The organism is Candidatus Sodalis pierantonius str. SOPE (assembly GCF_000517405.1).
In the GTDB taxonomy this organism is placed as follows: domain Bacteria; phylum Pseudomonadota; class Gammaproteobacteria; order Enterobacterales; family Enterobacteriaceae; genus Sodalis_C; species Sodalis_C pierantonii.
This window is the reverse complement of record NZ_CP006568.1, coordinates 3,168,960-3,193,614: the sequence shown is the minus strand read 5'-3', so window position 1 is coordinate 3,193,614 and position 24,655 is coordinate 3,168,960. Positions and strand designations below refer to the sequence as shown.

General features: G+C 55.7%; 21 protein-coding genes and 6 pseudogenes. 11 read left to right on the top strand and 16 right to left on the bottom strand.

All coding sequences use genetic code 11. The features are described from left to right. Positions 1-38: 38 nt before the first annotated feature. The 4 genes and pseudogenes from ptsI to SOPEG_RS25085 all read right to left on the bottom strand — a co-directional run. On the bottom strand, positions 39-1,766 hold the full coding sequence (ptsI, locus tag SOPEG_RS16060; RefSeq protein ID WP_025246101.1) for a phosphoenolpyruvate-protein phosphotransferase PtsI: 1,728 nt from the start codon (positions 1,764-1,766) through the stop codon (positions 39-41). Positions 1,767-1,816: 50 nt separating this feature from the next. Then, on the bottom strand, positions 1,817-2,074 hold the full coding sequence (gene ptsH, locus SOPEG_RS16055) for a phosphocarrier protein Hpr (RefSeq protein ID WP_011411525.1): 258 nt from the start codon (positions 2,072-2,074) through the stop codon (positions 1,817-1,819). A gap of 408 nt (positions 2,075-2,482) precedes the next feature. Beyond that, on the bottom strand, positions 2,483-3,433 hold the full coding sequence (cysK, locus tag SOPEG_RS16050) for a cysteine synthase A (protein WP_025246100.1): 951 nt from the start codon (positions 3,431-3,433) through the stop codon (positions 2,483-2,485). 252 nt (positions 3,434-3,685) lie between these two features. After that, a pseudogene (locus SOPEG_RS25085) lies at positions 3,686-4,084 on the bottom strand (tyrosine-type recombinase/integrase); the annotation flags it as partial. Positions 4,085-4,156: 72 nt separating this feature from the next. Between SOPEG_RS25085 and SOPEG_RS16040 the strand changes: the two are divergent. The 11 genes and pseudogenes from SOPEG_RS16040 to SOPEG_RS15995 all read left to right on the top strand — a co-directional run. Further along, positions 4,157-5,366 (top strand): annotated as a pseudogene (locus SOPEG_RS16040) (IS256-like element ISSoEn2 family transposase). 29 nt (positions 5,367-5,395) lie between these two features. Further along, positions 5,396-5,671 (top strand): annotated as a pseudogene (locus SOPEG_RS16035) (GNAT family N-acetyltransferase); the annotation flags it as partial. Between the two features lies 1 nt (position 5,672). Continuing rightward, on the top strand, positions 5,673-6,185 hold the full coding sequence (locus SOPEG_RS16030; RefSeq protein WP_025246098.1) for a hypothetical protein: 513 nt from the start codon (positions 5,673-5,675) through the stop codon (positions 6,183-6,185). Then, positions 6,185-8,716, top strand: a complete 2,532-nt coding sequence (locus tag SOPEG_RS16025; RefSeq protein WP_025246097.1) for a hypothetical protein — start codon at positions 6,185-6,187, stop codon at positions 8,714-8,716. Before SOPEG_RS16030 ends, SOPEG_RS16025 begins: the two co-directional genes overlap by 1 nt. Further along, positions 8,713-8,883 carry a hypothetical protein gene (locus SOPEG_RS29870; protein WP_236851519.1) on the top strand — a complete coding sequence of 57 codons (171 nt, stop codon included), beginning with the start codon at positions 8,713-8,715 and terminating at the stop codon, positions 8,881-8,883. The genes SOPEG_RS16025 and SOPEG_RS29870 overlap by 4 nt, the downstream gene beginning before the upstream one ends. Before the next feature lie 358 nt (positions 8,884-9,241). After that, positions 9,242-10,165, top strand: a complete 924-nt coding sequence (locus tag SOPEG_RS29865) for a hypothetical protein (RefSeq protein WP_051419820.1) — start codon at positions 9,242-9,244, stop codon at positions 10,163-10,165. A gap of 25 nt (positions 10,166-10,190) precedes the next feature. Beyond that, the gene (locus SOPEG_RS16015; RefSeq protein ID WP_025246095.1) at positions 10,191-12,665 is read left to right on the top strand and encodes a hypothetical protein; all 2,475 of its coding nucleotides are present in this window, start codon (positions 10,191-10,193) and stop codon (positions 12,663-12,665) included. Between the two features lie 78 nt (positions 12,666-12,743). Beyond that, positions 12,744-13,085: a hypothetical protein gene (locus tag SOPEG_RS16010; protein ID WP_025246094.1), complete on the top strand. Its 342-nt coding sequence runs from the start codon at positions 12,744-12,746 to the stop codon at positions 13,083-13,085. Next, positions 13,082-13,963 (top strand): annotated as a pseudogene (gene terL / locus SOPEG_RS16005) (phage terminase large subunit); the annotation flags it as partial. The gene SOPEG_RS16010 and the pseudogene terL, both read left to right, overlap by 4 nt. Before the next feature lie 76 nt (positions 13,964-14,039). After that, positions 14,040-14,963, top strand: a complete 924-nt coding sequence (locus SOPEG_RS16000) for an IS5-like element ISSoEn1 family transposase (RefSeq protein WP_038468918.1) — start codon at positions 14,040-14,042, stop codon at positions 14,961-14,963. 52 nt (positions 14,964-15,015) lie between these two features. Next, a pseudogene (locus tag SOPEG_RS15995) lies at positions 15,016-15,483 on the top strand (phage terminase large subunit); the annotation flags it as partial. A gap of 34 nt (positions 15,484-15,517) precedes the next feature. Here SOPEG_RS15995 and SOPEG_RS15990 read toward each other — a convergent pair. The 12 genes and pseudogenes from SOPEG_RS15990 to SOPEG_RS15940 all read right to left on the bottom strand — a co-directional run bounded on the left by SOPEG_RS15990 (position 15,518) and on the right by SOPEG_RS15940 (position 24,395). Then, the gene (locus SOPEG_RS15990; protein ID WP_025246092.1) at positions 15,518-16,726 is read right to left on the bottom strand and encodes an IS256-like element ISSoEn2 family transposase; all 1,209 of its coding nucleotides are present in this window, start codon (positions 16,724-16,726) and stop codon (positions 15,518-15,520) included. 40 nt (positions 16,727-16,766) lie between these two features. Continuing rightward, complete coding sequence (locus SOPEG_RS15985) at positions 16,767-16,985, bottom strand: hypothetical protein (RefSeq protein ID WP_025246091.1); 219 nt, start codon at positions 16,983-16,985, stop codon at positions 16,767-16,769. A 2-nt stretch (positions 16,986-16,987) separates the two neighbouring features. Then, positions 16,988-18,838 carry a phage tail protein gene (locus SOPEG_RS15980; protein WP_236851514.1) on the bottom strand — a complete coding sequence of 617 codons (1,851 nt, stop codon included), beginning with the start codon at positions 18,836-18,838 and terminating at the stop codon, positions 16,988-16,990. Between the two features lie 194 nt (positions 18,839-19,032). Then, positions 19,033-19,542, bottom strand: a complete 510-nt coding sequence (locus SOPEG_RS15975) for a phage connector family protein (RefSeq protein ID WP_051419816.1) — start codon at positions 19,540-19,542, stop codon at positions 19,033-19,035. 54 nt (positions 19,543-19,596) lie between these two features. Then, the gene (locus SOPEG_RS15970) at positions 19,597-20,508 is read right to left on the bottom strand and encodes a phage capsid protein (protein ID WP_025246090.1); all 912 of its coding nucleotides are present in this window, start codon (positions 20,506-20,508) and stop codon (positions 19,597-19,599) included. 206 nt (positions 20,509-20,714) lie between these two features. After that, the gene (locus SOPEG_RS29860) at positions 20,715-21,188 is read right to left on the bottom strand and encodes a hypothetical protein (RefSeq protein ID WP_236851512.1); all 474 of its coding nucleotides are present in this window, start codon (positions 21,186-21,188) and stop codon (positions 20,715-20,717) included. A gap of 106 nt (positions 21,189-21,294) precedes the next feature. Continuing rightward, positions 21,295-21,546: a hypothetical protein gene (locus SOPEG_RS29855; RefSeq protein ID WP_236851511.1), complete on the bottom strand. Its 252-nt coding sequence runs from the start codon at positions 21,544-21,546 to the stop codon at positions 21,295-21,297. Next, positions 21,518-21,748 carry a Bbp19 family protein gene (locus tag SOPEG_RS31215; protein ID WP_025246089.1) on the bottom strand — a complete coding sequence of 77 codons (231 nt, stop codon included), beginning with the start codon at positions 21,746-21,748 and terminating at the stop codon, positions 21,518-21,520. Before SOPEG_RS31215 ends, SOPEG_RS29855 begins: the two co-directional genes overlap by 29 nt. Then, a pseudogene (locus tag SOPEG_RS15955) lies at positions 21,745-23,371 on the bottom strand (portal protein). Before SOPEG_RS15955 ends, SOPEG_RS31215 begins: the two are co-directional and overlap by 4 nt. A gap of 3 nt (positions 23,372-23,374) precedes the next feature. Beyond that, a complete protein-coding gene (locus SOPEG_RS30640; RefSeq protein ID WP_025246088.1) occupies positions 23,375-23,602 on the bottom strand; it encodes a hypothetical protein in 228 nt (75 codons plus the stop codon). Between the two features lie 10 nt (positions 23,603-23,612). Further along, positions 23,613-24,038: a hypothetical protein gene (locus SOPEG_RS15945; RefSeq protein ID WP_025246087.1), complete on the bottom strand. Its 426-nt coding sequence runs from the start codon at positions 24,036-24,038 to the stop codon at positions 23,613-23,615. A gap of 90 nt (positions 24,039-24,128) precedes the next feature. Beyond that, positions 24,129-24,395, bottom strand: coding sequence for a hypothetical protein (locus SOPEG_RS15940; RefSeq protein WP_025246086.1), 267 nt, complete (start codon positions 24,393-24,395; stop codon positions 24,129-24,131). Between the last annotated feature and the right edge of the window lie 260 nt (positions 24,396-24,655).

Below are 24,655 nucleotides of genomic sequence, written 5' to 3'. Positions count from 1 at the left end.
CTTCTCCTAAGCATTTATATCGGGTCAGCGTCGTGAAATCAGCAGAGCGTTTTTTCTTCAATAAATTTGTTGACCAGATTCATCAACTCTTCCACTGTTGGCTGAGCTAATGCTTCCTCTGCTAATGCCTTTGCATCGCCAAAATTGGTATTACGAATAATTTTCTTGATGCGCGGGATAGAGATAGCACTCATGCTGAATTCATCCAGTCCCATCCCTAATAACAGTAGTGTAGCACGTTCATCTCCCGCCAGCTCGCCGCACATACCGGTCCATTTGCCCGCAGCGTGAGACGCGTCAATGACTTGCTTAATTAATGTCAGTACCGCCGGAGACATGGGATTATACAGATGAGAAATAAGCTCATTACCGCGATCCACGGCAAGAGTATACTGGGTCAGGTCGTTTGTCCCAATACTAAAGAAATCGACTTCCTGGGCCAGATGACGGGCGATCACCGCGGCGGCGGGTGTTTCCACCATCACGCCGACTTCGATGCCCTCGTCGAAGGCCTTGCCCTCTTCGCGCAGCTGCGCTTTCAACAGCGAGAGTTCATGCTTCAGGATGCGCACTTCTTCTACGGAAATGATCATCGGATACATGATGCGCAGCTTGCCGAACGCCGAGGCGCGCAGAATGGCGCGCAGCTGCGCGTGCAGCATCTCTTTACGATCAAGCCCGATGCGGATAGCGCGCCAGCCGAGGAACGGGTTGTCCTCTTTCGGCAGATTCATATAGGGCAAATCTTTGTCGCCGCCGATATCCATGGTGCGCACGATAATCGAACCGGTGGGCATGGATTCGGCCACCGCTTTGTAAGCCTGGAACTGCTCCTCTTCGCTGGGCAATGAATCGCGATCCATAAACAGGAACTCGGTGCGATACAGGCCCACGCCTTCCGCGCCGTTGCGTTCGGCGCCCGCCACGTCGCGCACGGTGCCGATATTGGCGCAGACTTCCACCTGATGGCCGTCAAGCGTGACGGCGGGCAGATCCTTAAGCTTGGCCAGTTCGCTCTTCTCGGCGGCGTATTGGCTTTGCAGCGCTTTCAGTTCTTCAATCACCGCCGGTTCGGGGTTGATATAAATCTGGTTGTTGATAGCGTCCAGAATCAAATAATCGCCGTTGGCGACCTGCTTGGTGATGTTACCCGTCCCAACAATCGCCGGCAGCTCTAGCGAGCGCGCCATAATGGATGTATGGGAGGTCCGGCCGCCGATATCGGTGACGAAGCCCAACACTTTATCCAGATTCAGCTGCGCGGTTTCCGACGGTGTCAAATCCACCGCGACCAGCACGGCTTCCTCGCTGATGGCGCTCAGGTCGATGATCGGCATAGCGAGAATATTGCGCAGTAAACGTTTACCGATATCGCGCACGTCGGTGGCGCGTTCTTTGAGGTATTCGTCGTCGAGTTCTTCCAGCGCTTTCGCCTGCGTTTCTATCACGGTATACACGGCAGCATCCGCGCTGGCGAGGTCTTCTTTGATAAGGGCTATGATGTCCTGCTCAAGCTCTTCGTCTTCCAATAACATGATATGGCCTTCGAAGATGGCTTCCTTTTCCTCACCGAAGGTTTCACCCGCTTTGGTTTTGATCGCTTCCAGCTGCGCGGAGGCTTTGGCGCGTCCGGCAAGAAAACGTTCAACTTCCGGTTCGACCTGGTCCGCGGTGATCTTTTTCCGGTTGATGACAATCTCATCTTCCTTCAGTAGCAGCGCTTTACCAAAGGCGATGCCCGGTGATGCTAAAATGCCTGAAATCATAACCCTACCTTACTCATGACACATATTAACTAAAAAGACCGGGCCGTATGTTACTCAAGCTCTGCCATAAGTTTAACCAAATGTTCTACCGCCTTTTGTTCATCTTCGCCTTCCGCGGCGATTGTGACGACGGTACCCTGCGTCAGACCAAGGGTTTGCAGTTTGAACAGGCTTTTTGCGCTGGCGCTTTTGCCATTAGAGGTCACGGTGATTTCGGAACTAAAGCCTTTGGCTTCCTTGACAAACTGGGCGGCGGGACGGGTATGCAGACCATTAGGAGCAGTAATCGTAACTTCTTGCTGGTACATTTTATTTCCCCAACTTATTAGATGATATCAGTGTTATGGGGCTAAAGTTTAGCTTAAAAGGTTCACTTTAGCCTATATGGTTGTGGCGGAGTCTGTGGCGCGATCGTAGGCGATACTCGTCCTGACGGGGCGTCCCAGCATTAATTGCTTAATCACGCCGTTTGAGGCATGAATGCTTTTGACATTAATCATTATGCCGCTTTTCGTCGGAAATCCATAGGCCGGCGAGCGTTTCTGTTGACTGTATAATAAATAGCCTGATTAATTTCATACTCCGAAATAATTGTCCGTTTAAATACAAGACAGGACCAACAAAATCAATTCGTGGTGGGTTAAAAGTATGATCCAGTCCACAAAAAAGCACCCTGGCGGGTGCTTTTTTCAACAAACCGGCTATAGCGGGCGCTATTATAATTCAGGCGAAGTAAACAGATCGGTGCTGAGATAGCGCTCGCCGGAGGAGGGCAGGATCACCACAATATTCTTGTTGGCGAAATCTTCCTCTTCTTGCAGCTTCAGCGCTGCCGCAACGGCGGCGCCGGAGGAAATGCCGGCCAGGATGCCTTCCTCTTCCATCAGGCGGCGCGCGGTGCTGATCGCTTCATCGTTAGTAATTTTCTCGACCCGGTCGATAAGCTTCAGATCCAGATTATCGGGAATGAAACCGGCGCCGATCCCCTGGATTTTATGCGGTCCAGGCTTGATTTCGTCTCCGGCCAGCGCCTGGGTGATGACGGGGGAGTCGGTGGGCTCCACCGCGACGGTAAACACGTTCTTACCCTGAGTATTTTTCAGATAACGGCTAACGCCGGTGATGGTGCCCCCGGTACCGACCCCGGCGATAAAGACGTCTACATCGCCGTCGGTGTATTGCCAGATTTCCGGGCCGGTGGTCTGCTCATGGATGGCCGGATTGGCCGGATTGCTGAACTGCTGGAGCATCAGGAAGCGCTCGGGATCGGTCGCGACAATTTCTTCCGCCTTGGCAATGGCGCCTTTCATCCCTTTCGGGCCGTCGGTCAACACCAGGTTGGCGCCCAGCGCTTTTAGAAGCTTACGGCGCTCGCTGCTCATCGTTTCAGGCATGGTCAGCGTCAGTTTATAGCCGCGGGCCGCCGTGACATAGGCCAACGCAATGCCAGTGTTGCCGCTGGTGGGCTCCACCAGCTCCACGCCCGGTTTAAGCACGCCCCGCTTTTCCGCATCCCAAATCATATTCGCGCCGATGCGGCATTTGACGCTGAAGCTGGGATTGCGCGATTCCACCTTCGCCAGGATGCGGCCATTGCCTATACGGTTTAGACGGACCAACGGGGTGTGACCGATAGTCAGTGAATTGTCTTCATAAATTTTGCTCATGACCAGTCCTATAGTTCGGGTGCGAAAGAAAGGGGATTTTCAGCAAAGCATACCCTTTCAGCATAGGGGTGGAAGTGACAGAATCGTATATCGTTATGTTATTAAGAAATAAGTCTTTTATTCCTAAATACGAAATAACAATATATATTTCATATGGTTAATGGATTTATCATTTTCTTCTGCAAAACCCCTGCAAAACTCTTCTGCAAAATTGTATGTTTTTTATTCAGTCAATTACACAGCAATCACAGTTCAATTACGGCCTCTATCATCATTGTACTTATCGGTCATTTGCTGGTTTTTATGGCCAAGCAACGATTTCGTATCTATTCCTTGCTCTCTTTATAAACGTTCAGATAAAGAACGTTGTTCATGAAATGTTGGAGGTGTGCCTTCCTTCCATTTGATGCCGCTCGCATCTCTAGCGGCACTAAACGCGCCAGTGATTGTTTGTTCTTGAATTCGGCCACCGCGTTTTGTTCTAGCTACTGAATGATGATGGTGTAAAAGATATGGGCTGACAATGCTATCACGGCACATAGAAATAATTTCTGATAAAGTAATGTTAATGGCCTTGCATTGGATAGATAAGGGAATGGCAATACGTGATCCGGTTTTATTCTGAATGACATGCAAATGATTATCCCATACGAGCCTGTTTAGAAATTTGTGTATTTGCCTGATTTTGATATGTTCAATCCAACATCAAAAACAGGTTAATTTATGAACGAAAAACAGTTGCAGGCTCTGGCTAACGAACTGGCCAAAAATCTCAAAACCCCTGAAGATCTCAGTCACTTCGATCGGCTGCTGAAAAAAATCAGCGTCGAAGCAGCTCTCAATGCCGAAATGACCCATCACCTCGGCTACGATAAAAATCAGCCTAAACCGGGGACCAACGCCCGCAACGGCTATTCCACAAAAACCGTTACCACTGGCGATGGCCCGCTGGCGCTGCGTACTCCGCGCGATCGTGACGGTTCCTTTGAACCGCAACTGGTGAAGAAGAACCAGACCCGGATTACCGGGATGGATAACCAGATTTTATCGTTGTACGCCAAAGGGATGACCACCCGCGAGATCGCCGCCGCGTTCAAAGAGCTGTATGACGCCGATGTCTCGCCGGCGCTGGTCTCAAAGGTCACCGATGCGGTCATGGAGCAGGTTGTTGAATGGCAAAACCGGCCTCTGGATGCAGTCTATCCCATTGTTTATCTTGACTGTATCGTTCTAAAAGTCCGGCAGGACAGCCGCATCATCAACAAATCTGTGTTCCTGGCGCTGGGCATCAACATCGAAGGCCAGAAAGAGTTGCTAGGTATGTGGCTGGCCGAAAATGAAGGCGCAAAGTTCTGGCTGAACGTGCTAACAGAGCTGAAAAACCGCGGCCTGAACGATATCCTTATCGCCTGCGTAGACGGGCTGAAAGGTTTCCCTGACGCTATTAACGCGGTGTATCCGGAGGCGCGGCTCCAGCTGTGTATCGTGCATATGGTGCGCAACAGCCTGCGGTTCGTCTCCTGGAAGGACTACAAAGCCGTCACCCGCGACCTGAAAGCTATCTATCAGGCCCCTACGGAAGAAGCCGGCTTGCAGGCGCTGGAAGCGTTCTCCAGTGCCTGGGACATCCGCTACCCGCAAATAAGTCGAAGCTGGCAGGCAAACTGGGCCAATCTGGCCACGTTCTTTGCCTACCCAACGGACATCCGCAAGGTGATCTACACGACCAACGCCATCGAGTAGTTAAACAGCGTGATCCGGCATGCCATCAAAAAGCGCAAGGTGTTCCCGACCGACGACGCAGTGAAATAAGGTGGTGTGGCTGGCGATACAGGCGGCCTCACAGAAATGGACAATGCCTTTGAGGGACTGGCGCATGGCAATGAGCCGCTTTATTATCGAGTTCGGTGACCGCCTGGACGGTCACTTCTGAGAAAAGGCATTTACACAGAATCGTGTACAGGGTCGATCATCGGCTGGCTGGCCGGTGCCATCGGGGAACAGTGGTTTTCGCACCAGTTGATGGCGTTTGAGTACGGCGTTTTCATTTCCCCGAACCATCGTGGCGGGTCGGCCGGCGCGCGATTGGTCAAATCCTTTATTGCCTGGGCGAAAGACCACGGTGTCACGGTGATCAACATGGGTATTACCACGGGGGTGCACGAGGAACGCACCGGCGAATTATATTCACGGCTTGGCTTGTCACGCACCGGGCTGCTTTATTCGATGGAGGTGTGAGATGTGTACAGGCGTCGAGATTGCGCTGGTTGCATCGTCGGTATTGGCGGCAGGCGGGGCCGTCGTGCAGGGGCAGCAACAGCAGAAGATGGCGAATTATCAGGCCGCACAGGCTGAGGCAGACGCTGATGCGGCTAAAACGGCGGCAAAGGTGCAGGGGGAAAAAATCCGTAAGGCGGGCCAGCATCAGGCGGCGCAGGCGAATGCCGCACTGGCCGCCTCCGGGGTAGAAACCGGGGCGGGCACTGCGTTACGCATTACCTCTGGCATTACCGGCGATGCGGAAGAGGATGCCTACACCACGATAGTAAACGGCATGAACACCAGCGCACGCTACAGGGCGCAGGCGCAAGCCGACCGTATTAGCGGCAGCAATGCGGCATCAGCGGGATATATCAATGCCGGCAGCGCGTTATTACAGGGAGGGGCAATGGCTTACTCAGGCTGGAAGAAAGCTAACCCGACGACAGACACCGCTTCAAGTAACCTTTTCGCGAATATGGAGATCCGCTGATGCGTATTCCAGTGGGGAATTTTGGCAATGCGACGCCTGCCGCACAACCGACCTGCGTTGACGTGGGCAACACCGGCGCCGTCGCGAATGCACTGCAGCATTTGGCGTCGGTAGGCATCGGGGTCGCGGAGCAGCAACAGCGGCGCATCGAGCAGGAAAGACAGAGTCATTTACAGGCACTGACGCTGCAGCTTGATAATTTCACCCATGGCCTGGTCAATGACCCCGAACACGGGCTGCTTTCGTTGCAGGGGACAAACGCAGAAGGGGCTACGGGTTATTACACGCGGCAATACGAGGATTTCGCCAATAAACTGGCGGCTGAGTTGCCCTCAGATATGCTCGAGCCGTTCCAGCAGCAGGCTATCGCGCGGCGTATCCAACTCGAGCGAACCGGCTTAAGCCATGAGTTGGGGCAGCGTCGGCGCGTTGAGCAGGGGAATTTTGAATCAACGATAGCCAACAGCCAGACGCGCGCCGCCGGATTTTGGCATGACAACGTCAGTTACCAACTGGAAGTCGGGAGCGCGCAACAGCAGATCGCCGAGTACGGCAAGGCGCACGGTTGGACTCCGGAACAGATAAGCGAGCAGCAGAACAATTATGTGAAAACAACCGCGTTGACTACCGCGCAGAATATCGCGGTATCGAATCCCGCTGATTTCGTCCGGCTGGCGGGAGAGCCCTCAGACGCCGGGGGGGGGGGGGCGATGCGCTATAGCGGCGGCAGCGCAACCGAGCCGGTCGGCGTGCGCAGTAACAATCCGGGGAATCTGGTACGCACGGAAAACACCTGGGAGGGGGAGACCAAGGGCGACGGACGGTTTGCGTCATTCGCGACGCCTGAGCACGGCCTTCGTGCGTTGTGCAAAAACCTGCTGGCCTACAATAAACGCGGTTACAACACGGTCGAGCAAATCATCGGACGCTGGGCACCCCCGAATGAAAACGACACCGTCGCCTATATCGCCGCCATTTCCAAAGCGTTAGGCGTACCCGCCGGCAAGCGACTCGACCTGACGGACATCAATACGCTAACCGCGCTGTGTGCGGGAATAACCGAGCATGAAAATGGCGGTAACCCCTATTCCAAAGAACAAATCTCAACGGGAGCAATGTCCGCGCTGGGTCTGGTGACGCTACCCGCGTCGGACGGTAACCACTTGCGCGCGGCGGGCGAGACTACTGCCGTGACCCAGTTAGATCCGGTACAACTCGCCCGGTTGCGCAGCGTGGCGCAGGGACAGCTCAGCCAACAGCAGCGGGAATATCGTGTTGAGTTAGAGGGTGAACTGAAAGATTTCACCGCGGCGGCGTTACGTGGGAAGAATTACCCCCGTGAATTCACAGCGGACGAATTTACCCGCGCCTACGGCTATGATGCCGGACAGAAAGAATATGCAAATTATCTCGATACCCAACAGCTAGGCAGTGATATCTCAACGGTCCAGCAGTTATCACCGGTGGGGCAGCAGGCCTTGCTGAATGCGCGTCAACCCGTGCCAGGAGAAGGTTACGCTGAGGCGGCTAAACGGCATGAGACATTGCAAAAAGCCGTTGAATACGTCAACAGGGCGCGAATGCAAGATCCTATTCAATACGCCACGGAACAAAAACAAATTGACCCTCTCGATATGCAAACGCCTGATTCCTTAAGCGCGGGGCTATCGGCGCGGGCGAGCTTAACCCCTGAGCTGGCACGGCATTACGGCACCCCGTTAGCCATTTTTTCCCAGTCGGAAGCGTCTCAGATAGGCGAAATGCTGCGTTCTGCACCGGCGTCACAGTCCGTTGCTTATCTGGATGCAATGCGGCAGGGGCTGGGATCAGGGGCGCAGTACTCAGCCGCGTTACAGCAGGTGAGCCGCTACGCGCCGTCGGCGGCGGTTGCCGGTGCCATCATGGGAAAGAGGGGTAACGTAATAGGAAATTCTGGCTGGTTTTCTGACTCTACGGTTAGCCTTGATGATGCAGCGAAAACGATTATCGAGGGGGCCAATGCCCGCGCCGGTGTGACGACCAACGTCAACGGGATCGAGAATAAAACCCGCGGGATTGAAATGCCTAAAGATACTGATTTACGCCCTGAGTTTGTCGACAAGGTAGGCAAGGCTTTTGCGGGGGATGCCGAAGGCGCTGCGCAGGCGTACGATGTCGCGAAGGATTATTACGCTGGCGTCATGGCACGCAAGGGGAACGTGTCAGGGGAATACGACAAAGACACTTGGACTCAGGCTATCAACGTGGCGACTGGGGGCGTTTACAACTACGGAGGACAGGGGGACGTGCTGTTACCCTGGGGGATATCAGAAAGCCAGTTCAATAAAGCGGTGGGCGTAGCCTGGAAGGAGCAAGTGTTGGACGACGGAATCAAGCCGCCGCCCGGGCGATACGGCTTACAGAGCCACGGCGACAGTCAGTATCTGGTGAAGCTGGGTGGCGGTTATCTGATAGGAAAGGACGGCAGACCTGTGGTGCTGAGAATTGATGCAGAAAAGCTCCGCTTTGGCGAGGAGGGCATTCCTCAATGAGCTATTTCGATTTTAGCCCGACACAGCAAAATAAAGAACTCTCGTACGCTGCGGAACATCCCATTGGCACAGGTACGCTGCGAGATGCGGCGTTCTTCGATGGCGCGGGGACTGCCCTTTTTGAAGGACTGTGGTCTGGCGTAAGACAGGCGGATCAAGTGGGATGAGCGACGCTGGATACCGTGATGTCGCCCGTTGCCGAAGCGGTGAGCGAAACCTTTGGCGTGCGTGACTCCTCAGCCGATTTTTTCAAGGAACAGCGAAAACTGGCGGAAAAAAGCGTCCGCGAACTTACACCCGATCCGGGCACGACCGGAACGGCGGGGCAAGTCCTGTACTCTCTGGGGCAAATAGGCGGACAGGCGATCGCAGGATCCCTCATGGGTGGTCCTTGGGGCGCTGCTGCAACCGTGGGTACACTGCAAGGGTTCTCCGATTACGAGAAATCGCGAGCCGACGGCGTTGATTACGGGACCGCCGTTGATAAGGCGCTGGTCACCGGCGGCATTAGGTGTGGTTCTCCCTATGTCGCTGGGGCTGCGGGCAGGGGGCGCGGTGGCCGAGGGGGTAGGTGCCGCGCTGTCTGTTGGCAGAGGCACCTCGGGAGCATTAGCGGGTGCCGTGGCCCGCGCTGCACCTGACCTGTTTTATTCGGCAGGTACCAATGTCGCAATGGGCATGGCCCAGCGTGGGTTGTCCGCCGAGATTTTACGACGTGGCGGTTACGAGGACATGACGCGCCAGTATGACGTTATGGATGCTCAGGCATTGGCAACCGATGCCGTTTTAGGCGTGGCGTTCGGTGGGTTGGGGCGCTTTATCAATAGCCGCGGTGAGGACGTACCGGTAAGGCGCGTCTCCCCGGAAGAGATTGATGCCGCGCTAACGAGCAGCAGCCACGTTAATTTTGAGGTGACCGTGGCGCCGGGGGTGCCTGTCAGCGTACTTTCCCGCAATGCCCATGCCCATGCCCATGCCCAGGCGATGAATAAGGCGATGACGGACGTACTGGCAGGTGAACCCGTCGATGTCGGCGCGCTGCTTGAGGGGGCGGAATTTCTGCAAAAGATGCCAAGAGTCAATCTGGCTTCACAGTCGGTGCGTGAGGCATTAGGGCTTAGGGGTGGCGCCACCACGGCAGCGGAGCAGTATCACGCGGATGTCGCGGGGATGAGTGGGTTATCCACGCCTAAACCCCGTACAGTGGCGCAGGTGAGACAGGACCAGTTAGCCGCGGGGGAACATCAGGCCCGTGGTAATAACACTGCGGGTGATGAGTATGATTTCCGCCATGCAGAACGCGCCGTGATGGAGAAACCCGATCTTGAAGTGCTTGTTGTGGGTCATGATGACAGTGTTACAGCGGTCAGGGCGGCGGACTTGTTGGCCCAAGTCAATAAGGATGTCGAAACGCTCAGCACGACGCCAGTTTATTTGATGTGGCGGTGAGCTGCTTCCTTGGGAGAGCGATAGGATGCGACAGGAATGTATACAGGCGATCACCGCGGCGTCGAAACGCACGTTGACCTCAGCAGAGATCCAGGGAATTGAAGATCGCATCGTGAAAAATATGCGCCATTTGGCGCGCAACGATCCGGTGTCATGGCGGAGTTTAAGCGAGTCAGAGCGGATGCAGCGCGCGGGACAAATGGCGGCGGAAGCGTTAGAGCGCGAGGCCACGCTGAAAAAGCGGCGGGTGGCGCTGACGATAGCGGCGCGCCAGCGGTTGGATAACTTTATCGCGGGCTATAAGGGAAAAGGCGGCAAGCTGGAAGCCCTGAACCGAACGATTGCGTTTCACGCTGACGGAAAGGCCAATTTTTTATCGGTGGAATCCCGCACCAAGGCAACGCGGGATTATGCCCTAAGCCAACTGGACGAATTATTCAGCGTCATTGACCCGCGTTTTTTTCAGCTTTTTGAAGATACCCAGGGGGTGCGCGATCTGGTCTACGAAATGCGCGGGCAGGATACCGGTAACGTGAGGGCAAAAAAGGGGGCTGAAGCGTGGAAAAACGTCTCCGAGCTGTTGCGCCGCCGCTTTAACGACGCCGGCGGTGATATCGGTCACCTGGAAGACTGGGGCATGCCGCAACACCATTCAATGGAAAAGGTGGGTAAAGCCACGCAATCTGACTGGGTCGGGTTTGTGATAGGGAAGCTTGAGCGCAATAAGTACGTCAAAGAGAACGGTGAGCTGATGAGCGATAAGGACGTCGCCGATTTTCTTGGTCATGGTTACAAGACCATTGCCACTGGCGGCATGAACAAACTGGGTGATTCGGGGCGACGTCTGTCTGGCGCCCGCGCGAATCGTGGTAACGCGGAAAGGCAAATTCATTTTAAAGACGCGGAAGGGTATTTAGCCTATCAGCAACGCTTCGGTGAAAAGTCGATGTGGGATATTCTGGTCAACCACCTGGACGGTATAAGTAAAGATATCGCGTTGGTGGAAACCTACGGCCCTAATCCCGATCATGTGTTCCGCTCCCTGCTTGACGAGCTGGCGGCGAAAACCGCTGACGAAACGCCCTCAAGAACCGGCAGGATAAAAAAACTGAAGAACAAAACAGAAGACCTTTACAACTTTATCGTCGGGAAAACGCAGCCGGTCGCTAATCCTTATATTGCCCGCAGGGCGGATCACGTGCGCAACTGGCTCGTGGCGTCACGGTTAGGCTCGGCACTGATTTCCTCGCTGTCTGATAACGGCACGATGTACCTGACGGCCAAGGTCAATAACTTGCCGATGGCACAGCTATTGCGCAATCAGCTTGCCGCGATGAACCCGGCGAATAAGGACGAGATCCGGCTTGCCCGTGGCGCGGGTCTGGCGATGGAAACCTTGTTGGGAAGCGTCAACCGCTGGGCGACCGATAATATGGGCCCCTCGCCCTCTCGCTGGGTTGTGAACGCGGTAATGCGGGCCAGTGGGCTCTCTGCATGGTCGGATGCGCATAAGCGGGCCTACGGCGTTACCATGATGGGCGGTATTGGTAACCTGGTACGCAAGCATGCGGACATCGCCAAAATTGCCGATGAGGACGCGCGAATACTCAAAAGCAAAGGTATCAGCTCGCAAGATTGGAAGGTTTGGAAGCTGGTCGAGCAACAGGACTGGGGAAATGGCAACACCACCATGCTGACCCCGGAAAGTATTATGCGCATACTGAATGAGAAGCTTGCTGGATTGGGGAACGCCGAGCGGGTGAAATTTGAGGCGATGCGCAAATTGCTCGGTGCCGTGAGCGAGGAAGTGGATATGGCGGTGGTTACGCCCGGTGCGCGCGAGCGCATGGTGACCGGCGCGGCGATGCAGCGCGGGGACTGGCGGTGCGAGCTTGTGCGTAGTGTTTTTCTCTTCAAATCTTTCCCCATCGCGGTCATGATGCGTCATTGGTCCCGTGCGTTGAATATGCCCTCTGCGGGCGGTCGTGCGGCGTATCTGGCGGCCTTTCTGGCGAGCACAACCGTATTGGGTGCGATGTCCCAACAAATCAGCGAAGTTATTGCGGGACGAAATCCCCGGGATATGACGGGCGATAAAGCTCTGAAATTCTGGCTCGATGCCTTTTTGAAAGGCGGCGGATTGGGCCTCTATGGCGATTTCTTGCTGTCTGATCACACCCGGTATAGCTCTGGCGCATTGGCCTCCATGCTCGGGCCGGTGGCGGGGGTTGTTGATGACGTCATTAAACTGTTGCAGGGTGTCCTGCTCAACGCGGTCGAGGGTAAGCCGGAACAAACCGGGGGCGATCTCGTCAAGTTTGCCAAAGGCATGATCCCAAGGCAAAATTTATGGTATACCAAGGCGGTGTTTGACCATATGGTCTTTAATCAGCTACAGGAACTCTTTTCACCGGGATATTTGCGTCGAATGGAAAAGCGTGCCCGGAAAGAGTTTAATCAAACCTATTGGTGGCGTCCGCAGGACAGGCTGCCGCAATAAACCCGCTCGCGCTAATCGGTCGGGATCCCGACCTTCAGTAAGTCCATGATAGCTCTGTGATAATCACGGGGCTTTTTTATGCATAACGATGAAAAAATACGCCTCAGCACGCTGAGTGATAAATTAACGGATGTGGTGCTGGAAGAAGCCGATCCAGATAACTGGCCTGGTGCAGGAAAGGCCATTGACGCGCACACTCAACAGGAGCGCGGCGATCGCTACTGGTTCAAGAAGAACGCGGCGGCGACGCTGACGCTGTTAACCAAGGTGCAGACGCTTATCGGCCTGCAAATGCGTGGAGGAACGCCAGGAGGCCGCCCTAGCGATGATGATGAGGCTTTCGAGCTGGGTCAACAGGTTGCCAGTGCCGAGCGAGAAGCGGAGAAAATCATCGCTCGCATACAGAAAGGGAAGGGATGACGTCTTTCCTCGCTTTCTTCCTGATATGGGCGGAGCGCATGGGATGGGATGTGCCCGACTGTCATTATCGCGCGTGCTACTGGCTGGAGCATCGCGGCAATCTGGCGGTGCTCCGTTGCTTTCGTGGCTTCGGTAAATCGACTATTCTGGCTGTTTATAATGCCTGGCTGTATTACCGCGATCGGCAGTACCGTATTCTTCATCAGTCCGAATCGGATTCCACCGCCCGTAAAACCAGTCGCGACACGCAGAACGTGCTGCGTAACCATCCACTGACGAAAGGTATGTTGGCTAAAAGCATCGGTGCCGTTGAGCAATGGTCGGTTGAGGGGGCGCATGATAAGCGCAATGCCAGTATGTTCGCAAAGGGGATCCTTTCAAACGTCACCGGCGCGCGGGCAAACGAATGCCAAAACGATGACGTGGAAGTCCCCGGTAATATTCAGACGCCAGAAGCCCGCGAAAAGCTGCGTTACCGTCTGAGTGAGCAGACGCATATTCTTATTCCCGGAGGCCGAAAATTGTTTATTGGTACACCCCATACCCACGACAGCCTGTACGACGAGATGGAAGCTGCTGGCGCGGATTGTCTGACGATTAAACTTTTTTCCCATGAGTATCGTATCGAGGCGAATGAGGCGGTCAGTCTGCGCTATACGCTGCCGTTTCGACCTGACTATGTCTTTATGGGGATCCACAATGGGGCGCGACTGCTGGTCGAGCACGTGGATTATCGGCTGACAGAAGACGGTATCGCGTTTGCGGCACCACCCGAGACGATGATTGACTGTTACGCGGGCTGTCAATGGCCCGAACGTTTCAACGCGGAGGAGCTTGAAACCCGGCGCAAGGATTGTCGCACGGTTAACGAATGGGACAGGCTTTGTTGAATAAATCGAACTTTTAGGTGACTGGCGGCTCTGATCACTACATTCGTTTCAACATCAGGTCCCCATGGCAAAGCAAAAGTTTAAAATCACCAACTGGCCCGCATACAACAATTCGCTCAGGCAGCGGGGGGACATGACAGTATGGCTTGATGAGTCAGCCATTGCTGCATGGACTGAGAGTACACCCCCTGAACATCGTGGCCGGCCGCTTCACTACACCGATATGGCCATTACCACGGTTCTGATGATAAAGCGCGTGTTTAACCTTTCGCTCCGGGCGTTACAGGGTTTCGTTGACGCGATTTTTAAACTGATGGGGCTGTCGCTGCGCTGCCCAGATTACTCTCTGGTCAGCCGGCGAGCAAAAACCGTCGACATCAGCATAAAAACGCCAACCCGCGGCGAAATCTCACACCTGGTCATCGATGGCACCGGCCTGAAAATCTTCGGCGAAGGCGAATGGAAAGTCAGGCAGCATGGGGCTGAGAGGCGCAGAGTATGGCGCAAGCTTCATCTGGCAGTAGATAGCGCGACACATGAAATTATCTGTGCCGATTTATCGCTAAGCGGTACGACAGATGCGCAGGCGCTGCCCGGGCTGATTAACCAAACCCACCGGAAAATCAGGGAAGCGTCGGCTGACAGTGCTTACGATACGCGTTACTGTCATGATGCTCTGCTGAGGAAAAAAATAAAGCCGCTTATCCCACCGCGAAGTGGTGCGCAATATTGGCCAGCTCGATACCATGAGCGTAACCATGCGGTGGCAAATCAGCATCTGAGCGGCAATAACGATACCTGGAAAAAGAAAGTAGGTTATCACCGGCGTTCACTGGCTGAAACGGCCATGTTCCGGTTTAAAACACTTCTGGGTGGTCATCTGAGTCTGCATGACTATGACGCGCAGGTAGGTGAGGCTATGGCAATGGTCAAAGCGCTTAATCGGATCACGTTGTTAGGAATGCCAAACAGCGTCCGCATCATGTAACAATCGCCCTGATAGGGAGGAAGTCGTCACAAATTTCGGATTTATTCAACAAAGCGAATGGGACAGTCAATATCAGCTGCACAGTAAGCCCATGGGTGAGGTGCGTCTCGATCCTGACCGCATTCGTGAGTACAACGTGCAGCCGGAGATACGCTACGCAAACCGAGCGTGCTCGTTGTGGCTGGGGGCGACTCAGATTGTTGGTGCCGTCGCCTGGTGGGACGTGGCAACCGGGAAAGTAAAAGCAGATGCCAGCGCCTTTTCCTTGATGCTGACCGATGCGCGCGGGCAGGTGTGCCAGGCGCTAACCGGAGAATTGGCCGAATTCAATGATAACGACAAAATCACTGGCGGGCAGGTGGTGCAGATACGCGACATGGTGATCAAATACCAGATCCCCCGCGTGGTGGTGGTGGAAGTCAACGGCCCCGGTAGCTTTGCCGGAAAACTGCTGCGCCAGGCATTAAAAGGTATCGGGTGCGGCGTGCAGGAAGAATTTACCGTTACCAACAAACAAAAGGACCCTGTACACGATTCTGTGTAAATGCCTTTTCTCAGAAGTGACCGTCCAGGCGGTCACCGAACTCGATAATAAAGCGGCTCATTGCCATGCGCCAGTCCCTCAAAGGCATTGTCCATTTCTGTGAGGCCGCCTGTATCGCCAGCCACACCACCTTTTTCACTGCGTCGTCGGTCGGGAACACCTTGCGCTTTTTGATGGCATGCCGGATCACGCTGTTTAACGACTCGATGGCGTTGGTCGTGTAGATCACCTTGCGGATGTCCGTTGGGTAGGCAAAGAACGTGGCCAGATTGGCCCAGTTTGCCTGCCAGCTTCGACTTATTTGCGGGTAGCGGATGTCCCAGGCACTGGAGAACGCTTCCAGCGCCTGCAAGCCGGCTTCTTCCGTAGGGGCCTGATAGATAGCTTTCAGGTCGCGGGTGACGGCCTTGTAGTCCTTCCAGGAGACGAACCGCAGGCTGTTGCGCACCATATGCACGATACACAGCTGGAGCCGCGCCTCCGGATACACCGCGTTAATAGCGTCAGGGAAACCTTTCAGCTCGTCTACGCAGGCGATAAGGATATCATTCAGGCCGCGGTTTTTCAGCTCTGTCAGCACGTTCAGCCAGAACTTTGCGCCTTCATTTTCGGCCAGCCACATACCTAGCAACTCTTTCTGGCCTTCGATGTTGATGCCCAGCGCCAGGAACACAGATTTGTTGATGATGCGGCTGTCCAGCCGGACTTTTAGAACGATACAGTCAAGATAAACAATGGGATAGACTGCATCCAGAGGCCGGTTTTGCCATTCGACAACCTGCTCCATGACCACATCGGTGACCTTTGAGACCAGCGCCGGCGAGACATCGGCGTCATACAGCTCTTTGAACGCGGCGGCGATCTCGCGGGTGGTCATCCCTTTGGCGTACAACGATAAAATCTGATTATCCATCCCGGTAATCCGGGTCTGGTTCTTCTTCACCAGTTGCGGTTCAAAGGAACCGTCACGATCGCGCGGAGTACGCAGCGCCAGCGGGCCATCGCCAGTGGTAACGGTTTTTGTGGAATAGCCGTTGCGGGCGTTGGTCCCCGGTTTAGGCTGATTTTTATCGTAGCCGAGGTGATGGGTCATTTCGGCATTGAGAGCTGCTTCGACGCTGATTTTTTTCAGCAGCCGATCGAAGTGACTGAGATCTTCAGGGGTTTTGAGATTTTTGGCCAGTTCGCTAGCCAGAGCCTGCAACTGTTTTTCGTCCATAAATTAACCTGTTTTTGATGTTGGATTGAACATATCAAAATCAGGCAAATACACAAATTTCTAAACAGGCTCCGATGATCTGCTCGTTGTGCTCTGCCACCAGAACGCAACCGGCATCGGCGTTGATAAGGTGATCGGCCAAGTCAGCACATTTTAGCGCGTCAAACGGCGAGTTTTCCGCGTAGCGTGATTCCTGGTACATGCTGGCCCCCAGCGCAATTAACGCCGGGATATCGTTTCGTGTTGCCGTTCGGATCATGGTTAGCCCCCGTTGCTGGTAAACGTGGTGATAATGGCCAGAAGGTGAAACGGCAACGGCTGGCGCTGCTGCACGATCAAGGTATCCTCGCCACGCTCCCAGCCCAGTTTTCCCATATAGTGATCCCCCGTGAACACCTGAGCGGGTTTATCCAAAACCTTCGGTCCGAATGTACGAAAAGGGATAATCTGGCCGTTGCACTCTGCGCCGATGGTGTCAAGAAAACGCATCGTGACTTCGCTGGTCCGCTTACACGCGTTCTGCGTTGTCCCCTCCGTCGTGGCAACTTCAGGCGTTAATGTCTCTATCGTGGTGTCGTAGTGGAGACCTATCTCTACGGTCTTCGCTTTACGCGCCAGCGTGACCTGCTCGCCAGAGACAACGGCACGCGGCATGACCGACCCATCGGCAACCATATCCACCGTTTTGCCCTCCAGGTGCCGAAGCCCCGCCCAGGTCGTAGCACCGGCCTCGCTGCGCCCGGTGATAGCCGCATCGGTATTCAGCACGTTATCGAACACTTCGACGTAGCGTACGGTTTGGCCGTTAATGTGACGGCGAACCAGCGCATACAGCACGTCATCCCGCTCGGAGGGAATGGACGTCACGGACTCAAAAGCGCCCTCTGTCATCTGGCGTGACCAGGCAACCACATCCTGAGCGCGATCCATCGTCACCGTGACGGCGACACCATCTTCACGCACCAGCCAGATAAGCCCGTCCAGCTGCTGCTGGTAAGCCATATCGCGCACACCGCCCGCCGTGATGTGCTCCGCCAGTACCGTCAAATCGTTAGCAGCATAGGACACGAAGCTGTCGGGATCGTACGCCACGGCATAGAGCTTGCGTCCGGCCCGCTGGATAAACAGAATTTCGGTACCGACACGCAGCGGACGAATACGGTTACAGCCATACGGGCTGGGATTCTTGACCAAAATATTGGTGGGCGTGATAGCCGCGTCGTTGCCCGACGTAATGGTAAATTCACCGCCGTAGGTCAGCGCAATCAGCGTGTTCATCTGTGCCAGGTGGACGATCGGGTTAAGCTGATCAGAAGACAGTGTAAAGCTGATAGCCGCATCGTCTTTGGTCCCCAGCTCGAACGACAGATAGGCTCCGGTTTCACTCCACCAGATGGTTTGTGGATATTTGGGCGATCCGGCCAACACCAGACGCTGCTGGTATAACGTCACCGCCTCCGGATAACCCAAATTATCCGTCCAGACCGACTCCTCTCGCGTCCATGAGCCGGGTGACGCGGCCTGCTTGGCGTTTAAATCCGAGCGAAGCGTCCCCACTGCCACCTGCGCACTGTTGATGCGCTGGATCAGGACAAGACCGCCATTGATGCGTACATAGGCCCCCACATCCTGGGCAACCCATCCCGCACCAGTGAATGGCGGATTTTTATTCTCCCCCGGGTCCGCATCACTGAGCGTCAGTGTCACCTCAGAGCCTACGAATTTTTTTGCCGAGGGCCTACACCATTTTTTGGGGGTCTCGCGAATTTCATCAAAGGGCTCGACGATAAACGGCGCAGGCTCCAGCACCCAGTCCGTTTGCCCACGACGCTGGAGCCGATAAGGCTTCACCGCCGGATGCACCAGGAACATGGTATCCGCGCCTTGAACGTAATTCACCGAGGGCAACCGGTCAGCGCTGTAGGGGCTGGCAATTTCATACGGCGTGTTGTTGGCGTTCACCACCGGTTTACCGTTCTGGTAAACGCGCAGGTAACCGGCGCCAAACTCCAACACATACGCCTGTGAACGGTTAAAAACATACGGGATAAGTCGTGCCGGGCGATCGCTGTATTTGGCGGCGGCCGCAAAGCGGGTACCCGGACGGCGCATGACGCCGCCCTGCACCCCTACAACGCCATTTTGGATAGCCTTTCGCGCCATTGGCGTAACGCATAATATCAACGCGCCCCATCAGGCGCGGCGAGACTTCCCCGGCGGTGAAATTGGTTTTAATCAGATTGGCGCGCATCTCAGAGCCTCGACGCCAGGGTGGGGAAACCGTCCAGCCTCTCCGGCGGATCTTCCTATCCGTTAATGGATTTCGCCTGCTGGAGCAGGAAAGCGGCTTTCTGTGTCAGACTGTCGCGCAAGCTGGCAGATCCCGTCACGGCATAGGCCAGTTTTGCCTGCATCATCACTTCGGCGACGTTGACCAATGCCACGTCCCAGGTTGATTCATCCTCACTGCGAAAGATATAGCGCAGACGGGCTTCCTGTACGTTCGCCAGCAAGCGTTTTCCCTCAATGCGATACGGTATATCGTCATACCGTTCACCCACCGACAATACCCGGATAAGATCCGCCGGGAGGGGAAACTGGTAGCCAAAACCGAAAGCGGGGGCGGTACTGACGGGAGAGAGCACGACGCGTTTAATGGCGCAGTGCCACGGATGAGCGCACAGCAGGTTATTGCGTACAGAAGGGTAAATATTGGCGCAGAGTCTGGCGTGCGGGGTCGCCTCATCGAAACTGTTGATCGGATGCGCCCCCAGCGCCAGCAACGCGTTAGAGCAGATAGATACACTCGAACTCATGGCGACACCTCAAATGCGAAAGGCCGAGGAGCCCCCGGCAAAGATCCCGGCGGCTTACGCGACAAACTCGATGGCGACGACTTTTTTTTCGTTCGCCCGACCGGCACCATAAGACGCATCGACAGAAATCTGAATGGTATTGTTTTTATCGCGACGCGGGCCGATATCAACGTTGTACTGTGCGCCCGTCCCCAAATGCACCGCAGATTTACACCAGGCAGCGGCGGTTTTGGTGGTGACGCCAGGCTCGCCTGCTTTCGCTTCGTCCAACTTTTCGTACGCCAGCCACTTAAAGCCCAGCCAGTTACCGGACACCGCGCCCTCCTGGAGCATCTTCACCGCCATAAAATCGGCGCTGGTCAACGTGGTATCGCTGAGGATCTGTGTCAACATGTCGGCATTGTAGGTGATATACAGCGCCTCACCGTTCTGTTCATCGCACTCGTTACGGCGAAACATAGCCTTGGAGGCAATCAGCTTGGCTTTGGTCATGCCGGTTTTGCCTGCGACAATCTTTTGCGTTGTCGGCAGGGCGACGGGCGCATAAGCATCGGTATCCGATGTTTTGCGCAAAACGGTATCGAGCAACGCCCGATAAATAATGTCGTCCTTTTTGCGGTTAGCGGCAGCCAGGGTCAGCTGTAAATAGGGCCCCTGCGGATCGGCAATCAGTTTGCGCAGGTCACGCTTCTCCATCGGCACGAAGACCCCGTAGTCCGCCATCAAGGCGTTACGCGTTCCCGCTTCAGGGACATCCCAGACCGTATCACCGAACCGCGTGGTGATTTGGGTCATCTCGATAGTCCCCATATCGTTGATGGTGAACGATGCCCCGGTAATATGGCCTCGGTCGGTGACGGCGGCCTGCAGGCGAGAGTCTTTTTGCTGCGAGGCAATTTCAAACGAATCATGGAACTGCTGCACAAACGCAGCGGTGATCATGTTCTTGTTGGCATCAAAAGCCATAATGCACACTCCGAATAGTGATTAATCGCCTGCGAGGTGTCGGTCTCCCGGCTCGTTTCAACGCTGCCCGGTTGGCGCTGACGGACAGAGGGGATCAGGTATCCGGCTACCCAGCCGGGCTGCTTTGTGAGGATTGTGAGTGTGATGTGCGGTCAGGATCCCGACCAAATGAAACGAGGCCAGCCACGCAGCCGGCCTGTTGAGGGTCACGCGACAGAATGCGTGCCGTACGTCTTCTGGTAGAATGCGCGTATCTGGGCGGCGACACGATCATGATCAGCATGTTTCGGATCGGCATAGGCCTCCGACTTCATCAGGTCACGGATGACTTGCTGTGCCGCCGGGTTAGCGGCCGCCCCCGCCGGCGTATCTTCCTGCATCTCTGCCCCTACTTTCGCCAGCATTCGGATCACCAATGGATTATTGCCGATATCATCCAGGCGATCTTTGTCGCCTTCATCGGCCAGCGCATGAAACGCACGGTAGGCCAGACCGATGTTTTTGTTAAATTCAGCGTCAGATTGCCACACCGCGCGTAACTGTGTCCCCGCGGCGTCCGCATCCAGCTCGGCCGCACCGTTCACTAACGCCGGGGCACGTTGCAGGTACTCGCCCAGAATAAAGCCCATTTGGTCATTCGTGATGCCCTTGGCGTGAGCGGCTTTGAGAAAGCCCTGCATCTCAGGATCGGCTTTGAATTCATCCCATTGAAACCCCTCGGCGTCTACCTTCGGCGCGTAGTCATCAACGGACTTCGGCGGGGCATCACCGTGACCTAAACGCTTCTCAAGATGCGTAATAAGACTCCGCCAGTTTGCGCGCAGAGCTTTCCACGTTGAGCTTGCCGTCATCGTCCATAACGCGGAATTTTTCCGGTACCCAATCCGCCTCGTCCGCTGGCGCCTGTGCGCCGGTGCCAAGCAAAGAATGACCCGCATCAGAATTAACAGATTCGTCGCCACCGTTGCCCCCCGCATCCTCGCCAGCATCAGCGTTCATGAATAGCGGTTTAATCGTCCACATCGTCGTATACTCCATCAGCCTGGTTAATTCTCATGAGAATGAAATCGAGCACGGCACGCTGCCCGGCTCTGTAGCACGTTGCGCGGTCGCCCTCAGGGCCACCCTCCACGTAGACGGCTCGCCCGAATCGCCGGGCTAATTCCGCCAGCACTTCAGGGCCGCCCGCAGTCTCTTCAAACAGGCGTTTGTAATCGCCCGGTAGCACGGGTTTTCTCATTGTCCCTCCGCCAATCTTTGGCCCATTGCGCTCCCCGAGGCCTGACCGGCGGCGCTGGCTGCCTCCTGCCCGGCCTGCATCATCAGCTGCTGTTGCGCTTGCTGCTGCTGCGCCTTGGCGCGCTGGTCGCGCATGCTGGTGACATCCGCCGCCGAGCGGATCACCTTCGCCGGTACACCCAGCGCATCGGCCACCACGCGCGTGGCCTCATCGGTGTCCACCAGATCTACGACCTCCGGGCTAACCTGGGAGAGCTGCGCCACGTTCGCGCCAAGACGCTCAATCGCAGTCACGTCCTCCAGCTTCTGTGCGCGGGCCAGCGGCGAGATATAGCGCACGTTAAAATGCGCGGTTTGCATGCTGTCCGGGGGAGCAGGGAAGACGCCAGCGCGGAAGGCAATACCGAAACAGCGCTCAACCAGCGGTTGCAGGTATTCCGCCTGAAACCGTCCGTAGACCGGCCCCAGCAGTTGGCGAATCAGGGCCACGCGGACATGGACTTCGGTCGCGGTCATTGCCGGACCATCCTGTGGTTGCAACTGGTCGGCCATCATGATTTTGCGAATGCTGGCCTGCAGGCGGTCTTCTGCGGTAAACGCGACCTGAAAATCAGCCCCCGTGAGCAAGGGCTTCATACTGTTCACGCTGCTCGCGACAATAATGCGGCGCGGGCCGACCTTGACGGAGTACGGATTCATGACACCGTCATCCTCGGCAATCCACATGCCCGAAATGGCCAAATCCTGCGCGGCCTTCTCCATGCGCTTGGTTTCGTTCAGCTCCTTGCAATCTGGCAACGCATCATATACCGGGCCAATGCCGTACGCGCCGCCGGGGATTTTCATCCAGCGCGGTACGCAAACCGGGAATTCGTGGTAACCCGATTCTCGCACTATGCGCTTTCCCTGCCTCTCCACGTGAAAAGAGGCAAAGCGCAAATGCTTAGCCAAACGGGCGTTTACCACATAATTCGTACGCGGGAATATCGCGTGCAGGAAATCAAACCTGTCATCCGGCTTATCCTTGGCCACACGGCGTATTTTCTCGCTGACGCCCTGCTCTCCGAACTCAGCGATCGCCTGCTCGGCGGTCATCTGGTAGCAGCGATAAATCGTATCGACAATGCCGTCTTTGCGGGTTGACGCAACGTAGCATTGCGACAGCGGCCACTGCTGGAACGTATAGCCGCCCTCCTCCCGATTCTCGTCGATGTACAGCACGAACCAGCCCGCGCACACGACGTCAAGATTCGCCTCATAGCCTTCCGCGTCAAAATTAGCAGCGTGGATGTTCTCCCATACCAATGTGGCACAGGTGGAGAGCCAGGCCTTGTCCTCGTCAGCCAGCGATTCACTGTCGAGATTGAGCCACTGTGCGTTGGCCGGGGTCATGCCGGACATGAGCGCCGAGGCCAGCATGCGGGCGCTATCGGTGGCGGTGCCGTCCAGCAGTTTCGCCACCTTCGACTTAGCGCTCTGTGCGTCCAGCACGTCAGCCGAAAAACCCGCGCCACGCAACGGATAGGTAGTAGTCGTAGCACTCGAGCCAGACGCTTTCATGCCGCTGGCGGTGGGATTTTAGCGCATCAGCACGCGTAATCAGCTTGACGGCAAGTTCATCCATCGGTTACGCCCCTAATGCCTTTTTCTGCGCAGACTGCGCGCCCGAAGACAACAAAGAGCTGCCTGAGTCCGCGGCCCCTTCTGCACCACTGGCCAGCAAAGACGAGCTTTTCTTGCGTTTCTTGCGCGCGGCGGCATCTGCGTTCGCCGCCTTTGCCGCGGCGTCAGCCGCCGCATTGGCTTCAACCTGCGGATCCGTTCGTACGACCTGGGGTGCACTCCCTCCACACATCACGTTCTCCTTAGCCCGGCACGTGCCAGCCGTGTTCCGTTAAAATCGGCTTACCCAGTACGGGCTGACGTTTACCTTCTTCATTCGTCACAATCCCAAGCGGCGCGACGGGTGCTGCCGTGGTGGCTTTCTTGACGAGTTCGAGGAAAGAGAGATTGTCGGTCAGCTTCTGGTCGGTCATATCGGTAAAGCCCAGCGCGTCAAAGCGGGTGATGATGGCTGCGGCCGGCTCGTCAAGCGTGGACAGGATAGCGTTACGCTCAGCCTGCGCAGTGCTGTCTGGCAGTGCAGAAACCCTCTGCGGCACGCTCTGCTCATCGGAAGTGCCGACACCCTCAGGCAATGCTTGATTGCCCGTCTGTTCGTCTGTCGCAACCTCTGCGGCGGTTGTGGACTCCTGCCCCGGGATTTCGACGGCTTTTCTTTTTCGTGCCATTGTCGTGGCTCCTGTCGATAATAGAGCCGCCAGTGTGAAAGGGATGCACGGTCAGGATCCCAACCAAATACGCTGTTGCGGAAGCGGGGGCTAGCGTTTGTTGCGCCAGGCGTACACAAAGCGCCGCGATGAGACCTGCACAGGCAGCTCTGTGCGCTGGCGATGCGTGACATAACACCAGAAATCAATCAGCGCCTCGCCGGTGTGATGATTAGGTGCCGCGCCCTGCTTCCAGCCAATAATCGCAGACTTGGACACGTCCAGCTCTCTGGCGATTTCCTGTAGTGGGATCCCGGCGCGGGTAATGTCGTTTATCACCCGGAACCAGTCGGTTTTGACCGTTGCAACTACTGGCACGGTGTCCCCCCAAAACGCGCGTGCGCGCGACCTTGAGAGCGTGTTTTTATCGATTGCAACACACCGCCGGCCTCGACAGTTGTCGTGGTCAGTGTGGTAGGTCTCGTTTTTCGATATGCCGCCTGCGCCATCTTAAACCCCTGGGTTGGACGGCACAGCAGTTGAGTTAGGGAGGCCAGTTGTTCAGGCTGGCGTGGTGATTATAGCAAATTACCTGCAAGTTGCCTTGCCATGCCCCCGACAGCTATACTGCCTACATC